The organism is Marinobacter iranensis, assembly GCF_029207565.1.
Taxonomy (GTDB): Bacteria; Pseudomonadota; Gammaproteobacteria; order Pseudomonadales; family Oleiphilaceae; genus Marinobacter; species Marinobacter iranensis.
This window is the reverse complement of the sequence record NZ_JANCMW010000008.1, coordinates 151,900-171,718: the sequence shown is the minus strand read 5'-3', so window position 1 is coordinate 171,718 and position 19,819 is coordinate 151,900. Positions and strand designations below refer to the sequence as shown.

General features: G+C 57.9%; 21 protein-coding genes. 20 read left to right on the top strand and 1 reads right to left on the bottom strand.

Annotated features, from left to right (window positions below):
* The first annotated feature begins 6 nt into the window (after positions 1-6).
* Both NLU14_RS13820 and rplQ read left to right on the top strand, forming a co-directional pair.
* Complete coding sequence (locus NLU14_RS13820) at positions 7-1,011, top strand: DNA-directed RNA polymerase subunit alpha (RefSeq protein ID WP_275707499.1); 1,005 nt, start codon at positions 7-9, stop codon at positions 1,009-1,011.
* 33 nt (positions 1,012-1,044) lie between these two features.
* Positions 1,045-1,443, top strand: a complete 399-nt coding sequence (gene rplQ / locus NLU14_RS13815; protein WP_135956427.1) for a 50S ribosomal protein L17 — start codon at positions 1,045-1,047, stop codon at positions 1,441-1,443.
* 122 nt (positions 1,444-1,565) lie between these two features.
* Here rplQ and uvrA read toward each other — a convergent pair whose 3' ends face one another.
* Positions 1,566-4,391: an excinuclease ABC subunit UvrA gene (uvrA, locus tag NLU14_RS13810; protein ID WP_275707497.1), complete on the bottom strand. Its 2,826-nt coding sequence runs from the start codon at positions 4,389-4,391 to the stop codon at positions 1,566-1,568.
* 195 nt (positions 4,392-4,586) lie between these two features.
* Here uvrA and NLU14_RS13805 point away from each other — a divergent pair, with 195 nt between their 5' ends.
* The 18 genes from NLU14_RS13805 to NLU14_RS13720 all read left to right on the top strand — a co-directional run bounded on the left by NLU14_RS13805 (position 4,587) and on the right by NLU14_RS13720 (position 19,771).
* On the top strand, positions 4,587-5,957 hold the full coding sequence (locus NLU14_RS13805; protein ID WP_275707495.1) for an MFS transporter: 1,371 nt from the start codon (positions 4,587-4,589) through the stop codon (positions 5,955-5,957).
* Between the two features lie 58 nt (positions 5,958-6,015).
* Complete coding sequence (ssb, locus tag NLU14_RS13800) at positions 6,016-6,543, top strand: single-stranded DNA-binding protein (RefSeq protein ID WP_275707493.1); 528 nt, start codon at positions 6,016-6,018, stop codon at positions 6,541-6,543.
* 165 nt (positions 6,544-6,708) lie between these two features.
* Positions 6,709-7,617, top strand: coding sequence for a type IV pilus biogenesis protein PilM (locus NLU14_RS13795; RefSeq protein ID WP_275707491.1), 909 nt, complete (start codon positions 6,709-6,711; stop codon positions 7,615-7,617).
* Positions 7,614-8,222 (top strand): PilN domain-containing protein, encoded by a 609-nt coding sequence (locus tag NLU14_RS13790; protein ID WP_275707489.1) that lies wholly within the window; start codon positions 7,614-7,616, stop codon positions 8,220-8,222. Before NLU14_RS13795 ends, NLU14_RS13790 begins: the two co-directional genes overlap by 4 nt.
* Positions 8,219-8,911: an MSHA biogenesis protein MshJ gene (locus NLU14_RS13785; RefSeq protein WP_275707487.1), complete on the top strand. Its 693-nt coding sequence runs from the start codon at positions 8,219-8,221 to the stop codon at positions 8,909-8,911. The genes NLU14_RS13790 and NLU14_RS13785 overlap by 4 nt, the downstream gene beginning before the upstream one ends.
* Position 8,912: 1 nt before the next feature.
* Positions 8,913-9,224, top strand: a complete 312-nt coding sequence (locus NLU14_RS13780) for a hypothetical protein (protein WP_275707485.1) — start codon at positions 8,913-8,915, stop codon at positions 9,222-9,224.
* Complete coding sequence (gene mshL / locus NLU14_RS13775; RefSeq protein ID WP_275707483.1) at positions 9,221-10,960, top strand: pilus (MSHA type) biogenesis protein MshL; 1,740 nt, start codon at positions 9,221-9,223, stop codon at positions 10,958-10,960. The genes NLU14_RS13780 and mshL overlap by 4 nt, the downstream gene beginning before the upstream one ends.
* 1 nt (position 10,961) lies before the next feature.
* Positions 10,962-11,801 (top strand): ExeA family protein, encoded by an 840-nt coding sequence (locus NLU14_RS13770; protein WP_275707481.1) that lies wholly within the window; start codon positions 10,962-10,964, stop codon positions 11,799-11,801.
* Positions 11,798-12,895: a tetratricopeptide repeat protein gene (locus NLU14_RS13765; RefSeq protein WP_275707479.1), complete on the top strand. Its 1,098-nt coding sequence runs from the start codon at positions 11,798-11,800 to the stop codon at positions 12,893-12,895. Before NLU14_RS13770 ends, NLU14_RS13765 begins: the two co-directional genes overlap by 4 nt.
* Positions 12,896-12,898: 3 nt before the next feature.
* Positions 12,899-14,653 (top strand): GspE/PulE family protein, encoded by a 1,755-nt coding sequence (locus NLU14_RS13760; protein ID WP_275707477.1) that lies wholly within the window; start codon positions 12,899-12,901, stop codon positions 14,651-14,653.
* On the top strand, positions 14,631-15,860 hold the full coding sequence (locus NLU14_RS13755; RefSeq protein ID WP_275707475.1) for a type II secretion system F family protein: 1,230 nt from the start codon (positions 14,631-14,633) through the stop codon (positions 15,858-15,860). Before NLU14_RS13760 ends, NLU14_RS13755 begins: the two co-directional genes overlap by 23 nt.
* A complete protein-coding gene (locus NLU14_RS13750; RefSeq protein ID WP_275707473.1) occupies positions 15,861-16,448 on the top strand; it encodes a hypothetical protein in 588 nt (195 codons plus the stop codon).
* 34 nt (positions 16,449-16,482) lie between these two features.
* The gene (locus NLU14_RS13745; protein WP_275707471.1) at positions 16,483-16,992 is read left to right on the top strand and encodes a type II secretion system protein; all 510 of its coding nucleotides are present in this window, start codon (positions 16,483-16,485) and stop codon (positions 16,990-16,992) included.
* A gap of 32 nt (positions 16,993-17,024) precedes the next feature.
* Positions 17,025-17,492 carry a type II secretion system protein gene (locus NLU14_RS13740; protein ID WP_275707469.1) on the top strand — a complete coding sequence of 156 codons (468 nt, stop codon included), beginning with the start codon at positions 17,025-17,027 and terminating at the stop codon, positions 17,490-17,492.
* A gap of 141 nt (positions 17,493-17,633) precedes the next feature.
* The gene (locus NLU14_RS13735) at positions 17,634-18,095 is read left to right on the top strand and encodes a type II secretion system protein (RefSeq protein ID WP_275707467.1); all 462 of its coding nucleotides are present in this window, start codon (positions 17,634-17,636) and stop codon (positions 18,093-18,095) included.
* The gene (locus NLU14_RS13730) at positions 18,092-18,583 is read left to right on the top strand and encodes a type IV pilus modification PilV family protein (protein WP_338040802.1); all 492 of its coding nucleotides are present in this window, start codon (positions 18,092-18,094) and stop codon (positions 18,581-18,583) included. The genes NLU14_RS13735 and NLU14_RS13730 overlap by 4 nt, the downstream gene beginning before the upstream one ends.
* On the top strand, positions 18,583-19,368 hold the full coding sequence (locus NLU14_RS13725) for a type II secretion system protein (protein WP_275707465.1): 786 nt from the start codon (positions 18,583-18,585) through the stop codon (positions 19,366-19,368). The genes NLU14_RS13730 and NLU14_RS13725 overlap by 1 nt, the downstream gene beginning before the upstream one ends.
* Positions 19,358-19,771: a hypothetical protein gene (locus NLU14_RS13720; protein WP_275707463.1), complete on the top strand. Its 414-nt coding sequence runs from the start codon at positions 19,358-19,360 to the stop codon at positions 19,769-19,771. Before NLU14_RS13725 ends, NLU14_RS13720 begins: the two co-directional genes overlap by 11 nt.
* Positions 19,772-19,819: the final 48 nt, after the last annotated feature.

The window sequence follows — 19,819 nt, the reverse complement described above, 5'->3', positions numbered from 1 at the left end:
GCGTCTATGCAGCGTTCAGTACATGAGTTATTGACACCTCGTACCATTGACGTGAAAGAATCAAGCGCCATGCGTGCCAAGGTGACTCTCGAACCTCTGGAAAGAGGCTTCGGGCACACCCTGGGCAGTGCACTGCGTCGCATTCTCTTGTCCTCAATGCCGGGCTGTGCCATTACCGAGGCACAGATCGACGGCGTTCTGCATGAGTACAGCGCGATCGAAGGTGTTCAGGAAGACGTCATTGAGATTCTGCTGAATCTCAAGGGCGTGGCCGTGAAAATGGGCAGCCGGGACGATGCCGAGGTAACTCTCAGCAAGAAAGGCCCGGGCGTTGTCACTGCTGGCGATATCAAGCTGGATCACGATGTCGAGATCACCAACCCGGATCATGTGATCTGTCACCTGAGTGATAAAGGTGAAGTGAACATGCGTCTGAAGGTTGCCCGTGGTCGCGGCTATGAGCCGGCCGATCAGCGGGGTCTGGACGAGGACGAGACTCGCGCCATTGGACGCCTGCAACTGGACGCAACCTTCAGTCCGGTTCGCCGTGTTGCTTACGCCGTGGAAAGTGCACGGGTAGAGCAGCGTACGGATCTGGACAAGCTGGTTATTGATCTGGAAACCAATGGTACTATCGACCCGGAAGAAGCGATTCGCCGGGCGGCAACCATTCTCCAGCAGCAACTGGCTGTGTTTGTTGATTTCGATCACGAGAAAGAGCCCGAGCGTGTTGAGGAAGAGGAAGAAATTGATCCGATTCTCCTACGTCCGGTTGATGATCTGGAATTGACAGTGCGTTCAGCTAACTGCTTGAAGGCTGAGAATATTTACTACATCGGCGATCTGATCCAGCGCACAGAAGTTGAGCTGCTTAAGACGCCTAACCTTGGTAAAAAGTCGCTTACCGAGATCAAGGACGTGCTCGCGTCCCGCGGTCTGTCATTGGGTATGCGTCTTGATAACTGGCCGCCGGCTAGCCTTCGTGGCGACGACCGGGTACTGGGCGGTTAATCGCCGATTAGTTTAAGGTAAGGAATCAGAGCAATGCGTCATCGTAAGAGTGGTCGTAAGTTCAGCAGGACCAGTGCGCATCGCAAGGCCATGTTTCGGAACATGACTGCGTCACTGGTTGATCACGAGCTGATCAAAACAACGCTCCCCAAGGCGAAAGAGCTTCGCCGGGTAGCTGAGCCTTTGATCACGCTCGCAAAAAATGATTCGGTTGCGAATCGTCGCCTGGCGTTTTCCCGCCTGCGTGACGACGCAGCGGTTGCCAAGCTGTTCAATGAGCTTGGTCCCCGTTACAACGAGCGTCCGGGTGGTTACCTTCGCATCCTGAAGTGTGGCTTCCGCGCCGGCGACAATGCCCCGATGGCATTTGTAGAGCTGGTTGGTCGTCCGCTGGATATCGAAGCAGAAGAAGTGGACGAAAGCGAAGATTAAGCGTTTCGCCAAGTCCAAAAAAACCGGAGGCTAACCCCTCCGGTTTTTTTATATCCGGTTACCTTGTAGGTCGGTTTAGGCCCAACGGGCCGTAAACCGACACCCAATCTCCGGCGTTACTTTCACTTACCGGCCAATACCCCCTTCAAATACCGCCCAGTATGCGACCCCTTAACTTCGGCGACATCCTCCGGTGTGCCCTCCGCGACAATTCGGCCCCCACCAGAACCACCCTCGGGTCCAAGATCGATAATCCAGTCCGCTGTTTTGATCACGTCCAGGTTGTGCTCGATCACCACGATGGTATTTCCGTGATCCCGCAATCGCTGCAGAACCGTCAGCAGTTGCTGGATATCGTAGAAGTGCAGGCCGGTGGTCGGCTCGTCCAGAATGTAGAGCGTCTGTCCGGTATCACGCTTGGACAACTCCTTGGCCAGCTTTACGCGCTGGGCTTCACCGCCAGAGAGGGTGACAGCACTTTGGCCCAGACGAATGTAGGACAGCCCAACATCAATCAGGGTTTGCAGCTTGCGAGCAAGGAAGGGCACCGGGTCGAAAAACTCCCGGGCTTCCTCAACGGTCATCTCCAACACTTCGTGGATGCTTTTGCCTTTATACCGTACTTCCAATGTTTCCCGGTTGTAGCGTTTGCCCTTGCAGACATCGCAGGGAACATAGACGTCCGGCAGGAAGTGCATCTCCACCTTGATGACGCCGTCGCCCTGACAGGCCTCGCAGCGTCCGCCTTTCACGTTAAAACTGAAGCGGCCAGGTTTGTAACCACGTGAGCGGGCTTCCTGAGTGCCGGCAAACAACTCCCGTATCGGGGTAAAGAGGCCGGTATAGGTTGCCGGGTTCGAGCGCGGTGTGCGGCCGATGGGGCTCTGGTCGATGTCGATTACCTTGTCGAGCTGGTCCAGACCTTTCAGCGATTCATAGGGAGCATGGGTGAGGCTTGTGGCCTTATTGAGTTTTGCTGCACACACGGGATACAGGGTGCTATTGATCAAAGTGGACTTGCCTGAACCCGAGACACCGGTAACGCAGGTCATTACGCCCAGCGGAAGGTTCAGAGTTACGCCCTGCAGGTTGTTCCCGGTTGCGCCTGTCAACATCAGGTGCTTACCATCATTGGTGTGGCGAGTGTCCGGTATGGCGATTTCCTTCTTGCCGCACAGGTACTGCCCGGTCAGCGACTCCTCGGAGGCGATGATGTCGTCAGGCGTGCCCTGGGCAATGATGTGGCCACCATGAACGCCCGCACCTGGGCCAATGTCGATCACATGGTCCGCAGCCCGGATGGCGTCTTCATCGTGTTCGACAACAATGACTGTGTTGCCCAGGTCCCGGAGATGGAAAAGAGTGGCCAAAAGGCGGTCGTTATCTCGTTGGTGCAAGCCAATAGAGGGTTCATCAAGGATGTACATAACGCCCACGAGGCCTGCGCCAATCTGGCTGGCGAGTCGGATACGTTGAGCCTCGCCACCGGAAAGGGTGTCGGCGCTGCGCTCCAGGGTGAGGTATTCAAGCCCTACATTGACCAGGAACTGCAGTCTCTGGCGAACCTCTTTGAGGATTTTTTCAGCGATCTCACCCTTGCGACCGGGCAGGGCAAGTTGTCCGAAATAGTTGTGAGCGTCACCGACGGGCATGTGGGTGACGTCGGATATGTTGTTCTTCTCGATGAATACGTGCCGGGCACTGCGCCGCAGTCGCGAGCCGCTGCAATCCTTGCAGGGTTGTGTGCTGAGGTTGCGGGCGAGCTCTTCCCGCATGCTCTGTGATTCAGTTTCCCGATAGCGGCGCTCCAGATTGGGCAAAATCCCCTCGAAGGGATGCGCCTTCTCCATGATGTGACCACGGGAATTGACGTAGCGAAACGGAATGTCCTCGGTGCCCGAGCCGTACAGCAAAACCTGGCGAAAGTCGGGCGGCAGGTCCTCCCAAGGGGTGTCCATATCCACATCGTAGTGCTCGGCGACGCTGGTCAGCATCTGGAAATAATAGACAGCCCGACGATCCCAGCCCTTGATGGCACCCTCAGCCAGTGTGGCTTCCGGGTGTTGGACGATTTTCTCGGCGTCAAAAAACTGCTTAACACCAAGACCGTCGCAGGTGGGGCAGGCACCGGCGGGGTTGTTGAAAGAGAACAGACGTGGTTCCAGTTCGCTGATGGCATAACCGCATTGGGTGCAGGCGTAGCGGGCGGAAAAGGTATGCTCTTTTCCTTCATTATCCATGGGTGCAACCAGCGCGATACCATCGGCCAGGCCGAGTGCGGTTTCAAAGCTTTCGGCCAGTCGTTGTTCCAGCCCCGGCTTGACCTTGAAGCGGTCCACAACCACGTCAATTTGATGTTTGCGCTTCTTGTCCAGGGTTGGAACGTCGTCAATATCGTAAACCCGGCCATCCACCCGCAAACGGATGAAGCCCTGGCTGCGCATGGTATCGATGACATTCAGGTGCTCGCCCTTGCGATCCCGGATCACTGGTGCAAGGATCATCAGCTTGCTGTCATCGGGCATTGCCAACACCTGGTCGACCATTTGGCTGACGGTTTGTGCCTCCAGTGGCTGGTCGTGGTCGGGGCAGCGGGGCTCGCCGGCGCGGGCAAACAGCAGACGCAGATAATCGTAAATTTCGGTGATAGTGCCGACGGTGGAGCGAGGGTTGTGGGATGTGCTTTTCTGCTCAATGGAGATGGCCGGGGACAGACCCTCGATGTGATCCACATCCGGCTTTTCCATCATCGACAGGAACTGGCGGGCGTAGGTGGATAAGGATTCCACATACCGGCGCTGTCCTTCGGCATAAAGTGTGTCAAACGCAAGGGACGATTTGCCGGAGCCGGAGAGGCCAGTGATTACGATCAGCTTGTCCCTCGGCATATCCAGGTCAATGTTTTTCAGGTTGTGGGTTCGCGCCCCTTTGATCTGGATATGGTCCATAACACCTCGCAGTCGGAAAAAACGGAAATTATACCGTGTTTGGGCCTCGGCCGGCCAAGGCCTGCGGACTTTTAACCACTTAAATGCACGATGCCTTGGCTTTGTGGCTTCTGGTACAATGCGCAGCGATTTTGCGAAGGGCAGGCTTCCCTTCTGAACCCTTGTTTCCGGAAACCCTATCAGGTCAGGCGCCCCATGAATTCACTGGAAAGACGCTCCGTTGCAGCACTGGCATCCGTGTATGCCATGAGAATGCTCGGACTGTTCATGGTGATGCCGGTGTTCGTTCTGCTTGGCAGTGATCTCAAGGGGGCGACCCCGGCACTGATCGGTCTGGCCATTGGTGCCTACGGCCTGAGCCAGGCCCTGCTGCAGATTCCGTTCGGCATGCTGTCAGACCGGGTTGGCCGCAAGCGGATGATCTATATCGGCCTGGTGCTGTTCGCTGCCGGTAGTTTGCTGGCCGCATCCACAGACTCCATATACGTTGTAATCGCGGGGCGGATTCTTCAGGGCGCGGGTGCCATTGCCAGTGTGTTGATGGCGCTTTTGAGCGACCTCACCCGTGAGGAAGAACGCACCAAGGCCATGGCAACCGTGGGGGTGTCTATTGGCCTTTCGTTTTCGGTGTCGCTGGTTCTTGGACCGCTGCTGGGTTCCGCCTTCGGGCTGTCTGGCATCTTTTATACCACGGCCATCCTGGCGATGGTTGCGATGGTAATTGTCAGTCGCCTTGTCCCGACTCCCCATGAGCATAAGTCCAGTGCGGACACTCACCCCGCCAGGGCCATGCTGAAGACGGTGCTTTCGGACCGCCGGCTGATGCGGCTGGATTTCGGCATTTTCGCGTTGCACCTGGTGCTGACAGCGATTTTCCTGGTATTCCCGACCTTGCTCCAGGACCGCCTGGGTCTGCCATCGTCCTCCCATTGGTGGTTTTACCTCACGGTGATGGTAGCGTCCTTTTTCGCCATGGTGCCATTCATTATCATCGGTGAGAAAAAGCGCAGGATGAAACCCATTCTTTGTGGCGCCATCGCTCTGTTGGCGATATCTACCGCTGGTATCGGTACACTCGGTGGCGGGTTAGCGGTGGCGTGGGGTGTGCTGTTTTTCTTCTTTATGGCGTTCAACCTACTGGAGGCCAGCTTGCCATCCCTGGTGAGCAAGGAATCTCCTGCGGCGGCGAAGGGCACGGCCATGGGAGTTTATTCCACCTCCCAGTTCTTTGGTGCGTTTCTGGGAGGGGCCGTTGGTGGTATTCTGCTGGAGCAGCTGGGCCTGCAGGGGGTGCTGTGGTTCATGGTGGTTGTATTATTGCTGTGGCTGGCGGTGGCGTTAACCATGCCGGCTCCGGGTTATACCGCCAGTTTCGTGGTACAGTTGCAGCATGTGGCTTACAGCCAGTTTGATGATATTGATGACACACTCAGAGGCCTTCCGGGGGTGCAGGATGTGGTCATCCTGGAAGAAGCGGAAACAGCTTACCTGAAGGTGGATCGTCAGAAATTTGATGAGCTGTCGCTTGCGGATTTTTCATTTGTCCGGCAGGGTAGCAATTCTTGAAATTCGGAGGTCTGCAGGGAAGGCAGGCTATCCCTGAAAACAGAGTCAGGAGCAGATCATGGCACGAGGCGTAAACAAGGTTATTCTGATCGGGAACCTGGGACAGGATCCGGAAACTCGCTATACCCCGAACGGCAACGCGGTGGTGAACCTGAACCTTGCAACCGATGAAAGCTACAAAGACAGGCAGACAGGCCAACTGGTGCCGAAGACCGAATGGCACCGGATTGTGATGTTCGGGAAGATTGCCGAAGTGGCCGGCCAGTACCTGCGCAAGGGTTCCAAGGTCTACATCGAAGGCAAACTGCAAACCCGGAAGTGGCAGGGGCAGGACGGCCAGGACCGTTACACCACCGAAGTGGTGGTGGATATCAATGGCCAGATGCAGATGCTTGATAGCCGCGGTGGTGAAGGGGGTGGCATGAGCCAGGGCGCTCCGGCAGGCCGTCCGCAGCAGGCAGGTAATGCAGCGCCTGCGGCTGCAAGCCAATCGGGGCAGCAGTCTGGAGGCGGTGGTTACAGCCAGCCCTCACAGGGAAGCATGCCTGAGCCGGTCGATGACTTTGATGACGATATACCCTTCTAGGATTTACCTGAGACTGAAGCCCCCGCCACAAGCGGGGGCTTTTTTGTTAACGAGTTGCAAAAACAGGTCAAATTGAACAAGAAAACATGGAATTACGTTCACTTTCTCAACTACTATTAACGTCATTATAAAAACTGTCCATTTTTTAAGCATTGAGACTGGCGAGTGACCCTGAGCTTTATAAAAAGCATCCTGAGACGTTCTGGAAAACTTCAACATGTCTATCTGGAAATTCGCCCGGATGGGATTGCCTGGGCGGGTTCCCGGGGCGGCGCGGGTTTCTCTGATTGCCTTCCGGCAAAACGGGAAGCGGTCCTTCGTGCGCTTGTGAGCGAGTTTGCCTGGGCTGGGGCGGATACCACACTTGTCTTGCCTCTTGATCAATACCAGGTATTCCAGTTGGAGCGCCCCGAAGGCGTTGATGACTCCGAGCTTGGCGATGCCCTGAAGTGGAAGCTCAGGGATTTACTCGACTTCAATCCCTCCGATGCCGTCACAGACGTATTTCCTTTCCCGGAAGATGCCTCCCGCGGTCGGGGGGACCTTGTCAATGTCGTTGCCGCACGAAAGTCCCTTGTCAGTGAGTTGGTGGCGCTGGTGGATGCCTGTGATCTGAAACTTGTTTCCATTGATATCGCCGAGTTGGCGCTACGAAACCTTGTTCCCCGCATCGACCCGAATCACCGGGGGGCGGCCCTGGTTCACATGCGGGAGCGCTTCGGGCAGATGATTGTGTGCAAGGGTGAGACGCTTTATCTGTCCCGGCGGCTGGATGTCACATCGGATGACCTCCGGGACGCATCGCGGCAGGAGAGTGCGGTGCAGTCGCTGGCCCTGGAAATGCAACGCTCCCTGGATTACTACGAAAGCCAGTTGGGGCAGGTGCCGCCTGCCGTCATTCGATTGGTGGCACGTGACAGCGTTATGCCATTGTCCTCCATGCTTGCTTCCTATGTGGCAGCCAGCGTTGAAACGCTGGACTGGGCACCTTTCGGTCTTGATGCCCCCCTTGATAGCCGCTGCCTGGTTGCCTGGAGTGCGAGCCTGTTACCGACTGGAGGTGCACCAAAGTGATCCAGCAGGTCAATCTCTACACCGATGAACTTCGCCCCCGTAAGGAACAGCTACAGGCGCGTGCAGCGCTGGTTGTTCTGGTGTTAGCCCTGGTTGTTGTTGGTGTTGCTGCCGGGGTGGCCCGCTACCGGGAAGCCCGGCTGCAGGTACAGGTCGAATCACGGCAACAGCAAAATGATCGGCTGCAACGGTCGGTGGAGCAGTTGACTGCAGAGGCGGAAGCACGTCAGCCTGATCCCGAAGTAGAGGCAGCCCTTGAACGCGTGACATCAACGCTGGCGCGCAGGCAACGATTGCTGGAGCGGGTGGAAAACCTGGTTGCCAGGGAAACAACCGGGTTCTCAGCACCAATGTCAGCATTGGCCCGACAGGTGCCCCAGGGGCTATGGTTGACCCACATCCGGCTTGATGGTCGCCAAGGCGACGTTGGCCTGGCCGGAATGGCGCAGGCCGGGCGATTGGTGCCGATGTACCTCGAAAAACTGGGCGACGAGCCAGCCTTTGCAGGCAAAACGTTCGGCAGCTTCCGTCTGGACCGGGAAGAGGATGAGCGCTGGATTGAGTTCCGGGTTGCCACGGATGCTGCCAGGGAGGACGCAAGATGACATCGGCTCTCCGGCAGCAGTTCGACAAGGGGGCGACCTGGTTCAACGAACGCCCGATAAGGGAGCGGGTGATCATCACCATTACCGCCGTGGTTCTGGTTCTTTTTGCCGGCTGGGAACTTTGGGTAACCCCGGTTATGGCCGGTAATGAACAGCTTCGCTCCCGCCAGGTGTCGTTGTTTGACACCCAGGCATCACTGCTCCAACGGCAGCAGTTATTGACAGAGCAGCTGTCGTCCGACCCTTCCCGCGTACTGAGGGACAGGCTTGCCGCGCGACAGCAGCGGCTGGACCAACTTGACGCGCGGCTTGCTGAAACCACGGGGCGGCTGATTGCGCCCAGGGCGATGGTGGGGTTGCTGCGAGACATACTGGCCGCCCAGAACAGGCTCGAACTTCTGGGTGTTGAGCTGATGACGCCGGTCCCTGTGTTTGAGGACGGGCCGGGCGTATCAGAAGACGCGAAAGGTAAGGACGAAGGCCGTGAGCCCCTCTTGTACGCCCACGATGCGGAAATCGTTATTCGCGGCGGCTATATGGACGTTCTGGCCTACCTTGAAAACCTTGAGGCCATGGATGCCCGCCTGGGGTGGGTATTGCTTGATTACGACGCCAGCGAATACCCGGAGAACGAGGTCCGGATCCGGGTGCGAACCTTGAGCCTGGACCGCGCATGGCTGGGGGTTTGAGATGAGGATTCTGCTGATTTTTCTGATGTTGGGGTCGGGTTATGCCCTCGCCCTTCAGGATCCGACCCGTCCAGACGGTTTCACTTCCGGTGCGCCGCAGGCAGAACCGGCACGGGAGTTTTCGCTGGCCTCCATATTCATTGGCAATGATCGCAGGGTGGCGGTTATAGACGGAGAAGCCCGCACCGAAGGGCAGGCGTTTGACGGCGTTCGCATTCGGCGAATCTACCCGGACCGGGTGGAACTGGTTGATCAGGGAAGAGTGCGCGTTTTACGCCTTGAACCCCTTCCGCAAGTGCGGAGTTCGCAATGACAGATAAACGAGCTGCTATGACACAACACCGAACGTTTCTGACCCTGTTGCTGGTGACGTCACTGACCGCCTGCAGCAACAATCCGTTGATGCGCAGTAGTCAGGCCACTTCAACAGACGCAGCAGAGCAGATTGACGAAGCGCTGGCCGATGCTGAGGCCGAAGCCGCGTTGCAGCGCGCTCAGCGGGAATCTGTCGCCACTGGTGGTGTGCCTGAAGATGTTAGCGCGGCACTGATGCCCTCGCTTTCGTCAGATACGGATGACGAGGAGCGGTTCGACGTTAACGCACGTGATCTGGCTGCCGGCCCGTTCTTTGAAGCTCTGGTGGAAGGCAGCCGGTATAACGTGGTGGTCCATCCCGGTGTTGAGGCAGTTATCGATCTGCGGCTCCGGGACGTTACCGTGCCCGAAGTGATGGATATCACCAGCGATCTGTATGGCCTGGATATCCAGCGCAACGGCCGGTTGTTCCAGGTAAAGGCCGAAAGCATTCAGACCCGCATGTTTCCGATCGACTACCTGCATTTCAAACGCAGCGGCGGTTCTGAAACCCGGGTCAGCTCGGGGCAGGTCAGCAGCTCGCGGGACAATAATTCCACCGGCGCTGGAGCGTCGCAGGACGACTCCGACGACACTAGCAGTGCAAGCCTGGTAGGTACCCGGATTTCCACCGAAACCGAATCTGATTTCTGGCGGGACATCCAGCGCTCTCTGCAAATGATCGTGGGAACGGAAAATGGCAGCCAGGTGATCGTCAACCCGGGCGCCGGTCTGGTGATGGTCCGCTCTGATGGTAAGTCACTCGGGCAGGTGGAAGAGTATCTTCGCCGCACCCAACTGATCATGCAGAGACAGGTCATCCTGGAGGCCAAGATCCTGGAGATCGGGCTGAATGAAGGGTATCAGCAGGGGGTCAACTGGTCTGATATCCAGAGTGCGTCCTCGGTAACGGCGAGTGATGGCTTACCGGCCGAGTATACGGCTCAATCACTTGCGGGCCAGGCGATACAGACATCCGACATTGGGGGGCTGTTTTCAGCAACCTTCCGGGAAGGCACCTTTACGGCCCTTATTGAGCTTTTGGGAGAGCAAGGTAATGTACAAATCCTGTCCAGTCCCCGTATTTCCACAGTGAATAATCAGAAAGCGGTGATCAAGGTGGGGACCGACGAGTTCTTCGTGACCGACATCGACTTTGATGAAAACAACTCTGCCGTCACAGCCACTGACCGGACGTCTACCTCTGTTGAACTGACGCCGTTTTTCTCCGGCATTTCCCTTGACGTGACTCCTCAGATATCGGAGGAAGGCGTCATTACCCTGCATGTTCATCCCTCTGTTAGCGAAGTGAACGATCAGGAAAAAGTTATCACTGTCGGCGACCGGGACGTTACCTTGCCATTGGCGCTCAGCACAGTTCGTGAGACTGACAGCGTTATCCGTGCCGAAAGCGGGCAAATTGTTGTGATCGGCGGGCTGATCCAGAACACCAGTGAAGACAACAATTCAGCTGTGCCCTTCTTTAGCGAAATTCCCCTCCTGGGAGAGCTGTTTAAACAACGTCGCTTTGAATCCCGTAAGAGTGAGCTGGTCATCCTGTTGCGGCCCGTGGTTGCCGGCAGCCAGCAAATGAACGCGGACGTGTCGGCCAGTCGCGAGCGGATGCAGGTTCTGCGGGAGCTGCTGGAATCGTCCGAGTCCGTCACGCCCCAACCGGAGAAAGCCAGACGTTAGCATGTATGAAGCCCATTTCGGACTGCAGGAAGCACCGTTTGCATTGACGCCCAACACCCGGTATTTCCTCCGGGCTCGCAGCCACAGCGATGCGCTGGAATTGCTGCTGGTAGCATTGCGTGAGCGGGAAGGCTTTATAAAAATCACCGGCGAGGTCGGCACCGGCAAAACCCTGTTGTGCCGGTTGCTGCTCAACGAGCTGGAGCAGAGCGCCCATACCGCCTATATCCCCAATCCACACCTGACACCGGATACCCTCTACGAAGCGGTGGCCGAGGAACTGGGTGTTGATGTGGCCCGCTGTACCAATACCCACCAGATACTCAAGGCGCTGAACGAACGCCTGATTGCGCTGGCCATGGAGCAGCGACAGGTGGTGTTGGTGATTGACGAAGCCCAGGCCATGCCCGAGGAAACTATTGAGGCGCTGAGGCTGCTGACCAACCTGGAAACGGAAAGTATCCGTCTGTTGCAGGTGGTGCTGTTCGGGCAGCCGGAATTGGATGCGCTCCTGCAGCGGGATAGCTTGCGGCAATTGCGTCAGCGGATCACTTTCCAGTACCGCCTGGCGCCGTTGGATAAGGTGGCGGTGGCGCAGTACCTGAGGCATCGTCTGGCCCAGGCCGGGTACAACGGCGGTGACCTGTTTGCGCCCTCGGCTCTGAAGTTGATTTCCCGTTCATCCGGCGGCATCCCCAGGCTGGTCAACATTATCGCCCACAAGGCCCTGTTGTCTGCCTGGGGCCGTGGTGACCGGCAGGTCAGCCGCTGGCATGTGATGCAGGCGATCCGGGACACCGACAGCGCCAGGCTACCCAACCTTCTGGTGAGGTGGTTATGAGCCTGCTCAATGATGCTTTGCGCGCGGCCGAGCAACGGCAGAGCCGGCCAACAACTCCCGGTGCCTATGTGGGCGGGCACCAGCAAGCCAACAATGGCAGGCCTTTGCTTGTGGCCATTCTGGTGGCCGTGGTGTTGCTCGTTGTCGGAATCTCCAGTTACTGGCTTCTTGCAGGCAGATCATCGCCGGAGGTATTGCCACTCGTTGTGGACAGAGAACTGGAGAACGAATCAGTAGAGTTGGCGAAACCGGCTCCGGAGCCTGAGGTTATTGAGCCCGACCTTTCGCAGGTAGAGGCACCTGCACCAGAACCGATGATGGCGCAGAGAGAGGCGCCCGAATCTCTGGAGCCTGAAACACCCGAGCCTGAAGTAACAGAGCCAGAAGTGACAAAGCCGGAACTGACAAAGCCTGAGCCGGCCGCAGAAACGGAAGCGGGTGCTCCAACCGAACAGCCCTCGACAGTGGCTGAAGAGCCGCAGCCCGAACAAGTCTCGACTGCCGGTGTAAAACAGATGCCGGAGACCCCCGCTGCCACCGATCGCAGCACGGCGAGGGATTTGGAGCGACTGGTGGCTAAAAGCAATATCACTGGGGCGGAACGGCGCCTGGTAGCACTGACACGGGAGCAAACTGCCCCCCGCAGCCGCTATGTGGTGGCCAGGGCCCTTCTGGTTAATGGCAAGCAGGAGCAGGCCCTGGGCTGGTTACCCGCTAACGTCGTCGAGCCCCATGCAAATCTGCGGCTGCTCAGAGCCAGGGCCCTGCATGCCAGCCAGGATCTGGCTGCGGCGCTCGATACCCTAGCCTCAAACGTGCCGCCGGTGGATGGCCATGTTGAATATCGGGTAACTCTGGCGACTCTGCTGCAACAACAGGGTGAGAGCGCCGAGGCGGCCCGCCAATGGGCGGAACTGATCGCCTGGGATGACAGTCAGGCTCCCTGGTGGGTAGGGCTGGCGATTTCGCTGGAAGCCCAGGGCGAACAGGCCGGGGCCGCCAGGGCCTACCGGCAGGCGGCCGAACTGCCGGGCCTGCCTCCTTCACTGGCGGACTACGTGCGGCAACGGCTGCAAGCATTGCGGGCAGGATGATTCATGGCTGAAGCAAAGAAAAAAATCCGCATAGGTGACCTGCTGGTCCAGAACGACGTCATCACTGAGCAGCAGTTGATGACCGCTCTGCGTGAGCAGAAGAATACCGGGCGAAAGCTGGGCCGTACCCTGATTGACCTGGGCTATGTGGAAGAGGACAACCTTCTCAACATCCTTTCACGCCAGTTGGATGTGCCTTTCGTGCAGCTGCGCCACTTCCAGTTCAATAACGAACTGGTCAAGAAGCTGCCGGAAGCCCTAGCCCGTCGTTTTCGCAGTATCGTGCTGGCGGAACAGAGCGGAGAACTTCTGGTGGGCATGGCGGACCCGCTGGACATCTTCGCCTACGACGAACTGGTGCGGGTGCTCAAACAGCCCATCAAACAGGCCGTTGTGCGGGAAAGTGAACTGCTGAGCACCCTCGACCTGGTGTATCGTCGCACCGACGAGATCGCCTCACTGGCGGAAGAGCTGGAAGACGAGTTGGGCGACGATGCCTTCGACCTGGCCGACCTCAGCGCCGAGTCCGAGAGTGCCGAGGCTCCGGTGGTCAAGCTGCTGCAGACCCTGTTCGAGGACGCAGTACAGGCCCGCAGCTCCGACATCCACATCGAACCCGATGAGACCGTGGTGCGCATCCGCCAGCGTGTGGACGGCGTGCTGCAGGAACAGGTGATGAAGGAGAAACGGGTGAACTCCGCCCTGGTGCTCCGCCTCAAGCTGATGGCCGGCCTGAACATTTCCGAGAAACGCATCCCCCAGGACGGCCGATTCAACATCCGGGTCAAGGGCCGCAGTATTGATGTGCGTGTGTCCACCATGCCGGTGCAATACGGTGAGTCGGTGGTCATGCGTTTGCTGGACCAGAGCCAGGGCATGCTGAACCTGGATGTTACCGGTATGCCGCCGGAACTGCTGGAACACTTCCGGCGCATGATCAAGAAGCCCCACGGCATGATCCTGGTGACCGGCCCCACGGGCAGTGGTAAAACCACCACTCTGTACGGGGCGCTGACGGAACTGAACCGCCCGGAAGTAAAAATCATCACTGCGGAAGACCCGGTGGAATACCGGTTGCCGCGCATCACCCAAGTGCAGGTAAACCCGAAAATCGGCCTGGAATTCGCCAGTGTGTTGCGGGCCGCCCTGCGTCAGGACCCGGACGTGATCCTGGTGGGCGAGATGCGCGACCATGAAACCGCCGAGATTGGCCTGCGCGCCGCCATGACGGGTCACCTGGTGCTTTCCACGTTGCACACCAACGACTCCATCAGCAGCGCCATGCGCCTGATTGATATGGGCGTGGAGCCCTTTCTGGTAGCCAGTTCCCTGCTTGGCGTTGTGGCCCAGCGCCTGGTGCGTAAGGTGTGTGACAATTGCCGCGAAGCCTACGAACCCACCAGTCAGGAGAAAGTCTGGCTGAACCAGTTTGATCTGGACCCGCTGGATCTGGAAGCCGGCTTTGTCCATGGTCGGGGTTGTTATCAGTGCAGCAATAGCGGATACCGGGGCAGGTTGGGTGTCTACGAAATGCTGGAAATGAACGAAGGCATGCTGGATGCCCTGCGCCGCCAGGATATTTCCGCGTTTACCCGGGAAGCGCGTAAGAGTCATCTTTACCGGCCGCTCGGCCTGTGTGCCATGGATTTTGCCCTGCAAGGCATCACCACACTGGAAGAGGTGGCCCGGGTGGCGGCTACTTCCGAGGGCGACGTTTCCCTGGAGGAGGTGCCTGATGCAGTTCAGTTACCGGGGTAAGGACAGCCGGGGAGCCGTGCAACAGGGCGCGCTGGCGGCACCTAGCCCGGAGGCCGCGGCCTCCGAGCTTATGCGGCGGGGTATCACGCCGCTGTCCATCCGCGAGCAGGACCAAAGCGACTCCCTGGGCGACAGGTTGAACAAACTGCCTGTGTTCCGCAGGAAGATCACCCTGGATGAACTGATTGTGTTCTGCCGCCAGATGCATGCGCTGACCAAGGCGGGCATCCCGTTGATCCGAACCATGCGGGGGCTGGCGGACACCACGCGCTCGCAGGTGCTCAGCGAAGTGCTGGACGATGTAACGGACCGCCTGGAGGGTGGCTCCACCATGGCTACTGCCATGCAGGCGCATCCGAAGGTATTCTCCGACCTGTTTATCGCCATGATCCACGTTGGCGAGAACACCGGCCAGTTGGATGACGCCTTCAAGCGCCTGTCTGACATCCTGGAACTGGAGCGGGACACCAAGCGCCGTCTCAAGCAGGCCATGCGTTACCCCATGTTTGTAGTCATTGCCCTGTTCGCCGCGCTGATGGTGGTGAACTTCCTGGTCATCCCGAAGTTTGCTTCCGTGTTCAACAAACTGGGTGCCGACCTGCCGTTCCTGACTCAGGTTCTGGTGGGCACGTCCAACTTCCTGCTGGGTTACTGGTATATCGTGCTGTTTGGCATAGCCGCCGCCGGCGTATTGTTGCGCCAGTGGAAGCAAACCGAGCAAGGCCGGCTGACCTGGGATCGCTACAAACTGAAAATGCCCATTATCGGCCCGCTGCTGGAACTGATTACCCTGAGCCGGTTTGCCCGTAACTTTGCCAGCATGCTGTCGGCGGGCATGCCCGTGACCCATGCGCTGACGGTGGTTTCAGACGCCACGGACAACGCATGGATTTCCAAACACATCAGGGATATGCGGGTCGGTATTGAGCGTGGTGAGAGCCTGTTGCGTACGGCCCGACAGAGCGACATGTTTACGCCCCTGATCCTGCAGATGATTGCCGTCGGCGAGGAAACCGGTTCCGTGGACGACATGCTGATCAACGTGGCTGACTTTTACGATGAAGACGTGGACTACGGCCTGAAGCGGCTGGCGGAGTCCATCGAGCCGATACTGATTGTTGCCATGGGCATACTGGTTCTTATATTGGCATTGGGCGTGTTCCTGCCCATATGGGACCTGGGGGCCGCCGCCATGGGGCGTGGTTGAATGGCCAGCCAGAAATATTCGGCGATGTCGGTGCTAACCAACTCCCATCGCCTGAGATTTCTGGTTGCTCTGTGCATCCTTTTTGTCCTCTGGTGGGTGCTGCTGGGGGTCGTAGAACGGGAAGCGACCAGAGCTGAGCAGGAAGGTGCGCGGCTAATGCTCAATCAGATCAGGAGTGTGCTGGTGGTGAAGGGCGCGGAAATCCGCCTGAAAGAGGGGCCTGACTTCAGAGCCTGGGCGGGTAGAAACCCCTTCCATTGGTTTCAGTCAAAACCGGCCCGGTATGGAGGAGTCTGTCGCGAAGGGCAGCCGGAACCAGGCCAGTGGTGTTTCCGGCCGTTACAGGCTGGTGACAAAGGATACAAAAATGACACAGCCGGCGTGAGTGGGCAGGTTATATTTCAACCACGTCAGCCGATAACCATAGGAGAACGGCAGGGAAGCGGCACCACACCCCTGGCCTGGGTTGTGGCGGTGGAGTTTACGGACAGCAACGGCAATGGACGCCTTGATGAAGCGGACCTCCAGTCCAGGTTGAGGTTACAGCCGGTGGAGATGGAAAACGGGAATGAACGTGCCAAAAATTGATAACAAGCCTCAGGGAGGCCGAGCTATGAGGGCGATGACAGCAACTAAACACCGGACACGAGGTTTCACCCTGATTGAACTGGTGGTGGTGATATCCATCCTTGCCATTCTCGCAGCTTTCGCGCTGCCGCGATTCGCCGAACTGTCGGACGAAGCGCACCGGGCCAGCATCCAGGGCACCTCCGGCGCTTACGCCGCCGCTGTCGCCCTGGTTCGTGCCCAGTGGACGGCTCGTGGCGCCGCCGGCGCGCAGACGGACCTGCCGGGCTTTGGTGAGGAAAACGTCGACGTCAGCGCCGATGGCTGGCCCACGGGGGTGGGCGGCAACACCGACCCGGCCGCCATGAGCCCCACAGAGTGCCAGGACCTCTGGCTCGCATTGATGCAGTCGAACGCGCCCTCTGTGGCAACAAGTGGAGACACAACCGATTACACAGCAACCGCAAGCGGCTCCATGTGCACCTATGAATACAACCTCAACGGCGGCACGGACAACATCCAATACGACGCCGACACCGGCGAAGTGATCAAAGTCATTAACTGAACACCTTAAAGCAGCAAAAGCAGGAGAAAACCATGAATATGATGAACCAGATGGCAGCACGAAAAGAGAAAGGCTTCACCCTTATTGAACTGGTAATGGTGATTGTAATTTTGGGTATTCTGGCGGCGTTTGCGTTGCCGCGGTTTGCGGATTTTAGTGGGGATGCACGCGAGGCCGCACTTGAAGGTGGTGTTGGCTCTGTGAAGTCGGCAGCGGCGATCGCTCACTCACGCTGGGTAGCTAATGGAAGCGTTGCGAGTCAGGCGGTTGATCTGGATGGCGCTACGGGAATAACGATGTCAGCGGAAGGTTATCCAACAAACGATTCAGATGGCATTGGTACTGCCGCGCAATTGGATGCAAATGATTTCGCCTTCAGTGGCGGAAATATTGAGCTTGTGTCTGCAGAAGACGCCGATGGGGACGGCACCGTAGAGTGCAACTTTACCTATGACCCGACTACTGGTGGCGTAACTGCGCGTGCCAAAGATGATTGCTGAAAATTCTGATGTTGTAGGTCGGATTAGCGAAAGCGTAATCCGACAAAACTGATCACCTGTGGCCTCCAAATGTCGGATTACGCTCATGCTAATCCGACCTACGTTCTGCGTTTGGGGCTGCGGGGAATCCGGGAGAGGGGCATGAGAACAAAGATCGCCCCGATGTCATCGGGGTTCACCCTTGTTGAACTGGTTATGGTCGTCATCCTGATCGGGGTTCTCTCCGCTCTGGGTGTTGGCCTGTTTGCCGGCCGTTCGGCCTTTTCTCCCCTGCTGGCAACCCAGCAGCTTGCCTCCGCCACACTGCTTGCACAACAGGCAGGGCTGGCGGGCAATGTTGCCAATACCCTCACCATTGAGCAGGGTGGCAGCAAGTTCCGCTTTATTGTCGGGGCCGGAACACCGGCTTCGCGCACATTCGAGTTGCCCCGGGAGAGCACCTCACTCTCCGCTCCGGGTGGTTTGCCGCTGACGATAACGTTCAATTCAGACGGCGCGCCGGACAGTGGGGCTAACCTCGGGTTTACCTTCACTGGAGACAGCACCTTTGAAACCTGCCTGAGCTCTCTGGGTGCGGTTTACCGCGGGAGCTGTCAGTTATGATGCGGCTGCATCGAGGCGCCACGCTGGTGGAACTGGTGATGACCATTGTGATTATCAGTGTGGCCATAGCTGGTGTGGTGGGTGCCTTCGCGCTGATTACAGGGCGCAGCGCCGACCCTCTGAACCAGACCCGGGCAGTGGAGCTGGCGCAGCTTTACATGGATGAGATTATCTCCAAGAAATACGACGACGCGACCCGTCAGGGAGGTACGCCAAAGTATTCCGGCAACTGCGACATCAAGGTGGAAAGCGGGGAAACGCGGGCTTCCTATGATGATGTGGATGATTATCACAATACCGTGAATGAACCTCCTGAAAGTGCCGAATCTGCTCTCAGCGGCTACAGCGGATTCGCTGTTAATATCACGGTGGCGTGTGCAGGCGATGAAGTAGGGTTGCCAGTGTCGGAGGCCAAGCGCATTGACCTCGCGATCACCGCGCCCGGCGGGCAGGCATTCTCATTTTCGGCTTACAGGGCGAACTTCTGATGCGGCGTGCGGCGGGCTTCACCCTGGTTGAGCTAATTATTGTCATTGTGTTGCTGGCCATCGTGGCAACGATATCCGTGCAGTTCGTTGCCTTGTCCACCCGCGGCGCCATCGATGTCAGTTCACGCCAGCAAAGGGCGTTTTCGGGCGTGGTGATCAGCGAGCATATAACGCGAAGCCTGAGGGCGGCGTTGCCCACTTCCATCCGAGCGAGCGCGGACGGATCCTGCATTGAATGGATGCCCATCCGGGCAGCCTCAAACTACCTGGATTTGCCAAGTGGCAGCTCGCCATCCTCGTTTTCTGCCGTGCCACTAGCCGCAGGGCGGGCGGCCTCTGGGAGGATTGTGGTCTATGGCTATGGCAGCAATGTCTATAACCTTAGCAACCCGGGGCCCGTGTCGCCTCCGGCCAGCATGCCTGCAGGTTCTCCTCCCGTAACGGTCACCTTTGATGGTGGGGCCACTCACCGGTTCTCGGCAAAGTCGCCAGAAAAGCGATTCTACGTGGTTGGCGAACCGGTTGCCCTTTGCCAGTCAGGGCAGTGGCTATACCGGTACAGCAATTACGGGATAAACACAGCAGTTGCTTCCGGGCTGCCATCGACCTTTCCGGGACGGGAGGTGCTTGCGGCAACCCTGGAAGATGATTCCCTTCTTTTCGAGGTAACGCCCCCGACTCTGCAGCGTGGCGCCGTGGTGTCATTCAGTTTTGTTCTTGAAGACGATGAAACCAGGGAATCCACCGCCATCAGCCAGGAGGTTCAGATTCGCAATGTGCCCTGAGAAGCTGCTGAAAAACCAGTCTGGCGCTGGCCTGCCCGTTGCACTGTTCATAGTGACCGTACTGGCGTTCCTGGTGCTTGGCATGTCCCAGCTCCAGCAGGGCAGTGGCGAATCCATCAGTCTGCAGATTCAATCACAGCGAGCGTTCCTGGCAGCTGAGAGCGGTGCCCAGGTGGCAGTCAGGGATGTGCTGGAAGCGAACAGCTGTGACGGCATCGACAGTCCGCTGAACTTTGTTGCTGCCGATGGTCTTCAGAGCTGTCGTGCAACCATGACCTGCGAGTCGGTAGATGCCGATATTGGTGGTTCGGGTGGTAATACGGTGTATACCATCACCAGCAAAGGTCAGTGCGGCGTCGGGGCTGACCAGTCCACTCGAGATATAGAGGTACGAGTGCGATGAAGAAAATCCGTAGGCTTCTCGTTATTGTGATGGTTTTGGTAGTTGGGT

Coding starts and splice junctions, on each gene's coding strand:
- NLU14_RS13820 (WP_275707499.1), top strand. CDS start 7: ATGCAGCGTTCAGTACATGAGTTATTGACACCTCGTACCATTGACGTG.
- rplQ (WP_135956427.1), top strand. CDS start 1,045: ATGCGTCATCGTAAGAGTGGTCGTAAGTTCAGCAGGACCAGTGCGCAT.
- uvrA (WP_275707497.1), bottom strand. CDS start 4,391: ATGGACCATATCCAGATCAAAGGGGCGCGAACCCACAACCTGAAAAAC.
- NLU14_RS13805 (WP_275707495.1), top strand. CDS start 4,587: ATGAATTCACTGGAAAGACGCTCCGTTGCAGCACTGGCATCCGTGTAT.
- ssb (WP_275707493.1), top strand. CDS start 6,016: ATGGCACGAGGCGTAAACAAGGTTATTCTGATCGGGAACCTGGGACAG.
- NLU14_RS13785 (WP_275707487.1), top strand. CDS start 8,219: ATGACATCGGCTCTCCGGCAGCAGTTCGACAAGGGGGCGACCTGGTTC.
- NLU14_RS13780 (WP_275707485.1), top strand. CDS start 8,913: ATGAGGATTCTGCTGATTTTTCTGATGTTGGGGTCGGGTTATGCCCTC.
- mshL (WP_275707483.1), top strand. CDS start 9,221: ATGACAGATAAACGAGCTGCTATGACACAACACCGAACGTTTCTGACC.
- NLU14_RS13770 (WP_275707481.1), top strand. CDS start 10,962: ATGTATGAAGCCCATTTCGGACTGCAGGAAGCACCGTTTGCATTGACG.
- NLU14_RS13765 (WP_275707479.1), top strand. CDS start 11,798: ATGAGCCTGCTCAATGATGCTTTGCGCGCGGCCGAGCAACGGCAGAGC.
- NLU14_RS13760 (WP_275707477.1), top strand. CDS start 12,899: ATGGCTGAAGCAAAGAAAAAAATCCGCATAGGTGACCTGCTGGTCCAG.
- NLU14_RS13755 (WP_275707475.1), top strand. CDS start 14,631: ATGCAGTTCAGTTACCGGGGTAAGGACAGCCGGGGAGCCGTGCAACAG.
- NLU14_RS13750 (WP_275707473.1), top strand. CDS start 15,861: ATGGCCAGCCAGAAATATTCGGCGATGTCGGTGCTAACCAACTCCCAT.
- NLU14_RS13745 (WP_275707471.1), top strand. CDS start 16,483: ATGACAGCAACTAAACACCGGACACGAGGTTTCACCCTGATTGAACTG.
- NLU14_RS13740 (WP_275707469.1), top strand. CDS start 17,025: ATGAATATGATGAACCAGATGGCAGCACGAAAAGAGAAAGGCTTCACC.
- NLU14_RS13735 (WP_275707467.1), top strand. CDS start 17,634: ATGAGAACAAAGATCGCCCCGATGTCATCGGGGTTCACCCTTGTTGAA.
- NLU14_RS13730 (WP_338040802.1), top strand. CDS start 18,092: ATGATGCGGCTGCATCGAGGCGCCACGCTGGTGGAACTGGTGATGACC.
- NLU14_RS13725 (WP_275707465.1), top strand. CDS start 18,583: ATGCGGCGTGCGGCGGGCTTCACCCTGGTTGAGCTAATTATTGTCATT.
- NLU14_RS13720 (WP_275707463.1), top strand. CDS start 19,358: ATGTGCCCTGAGAAGCTGCTGAAAAACCAGTCTGGCGCTGGCCTGCCC.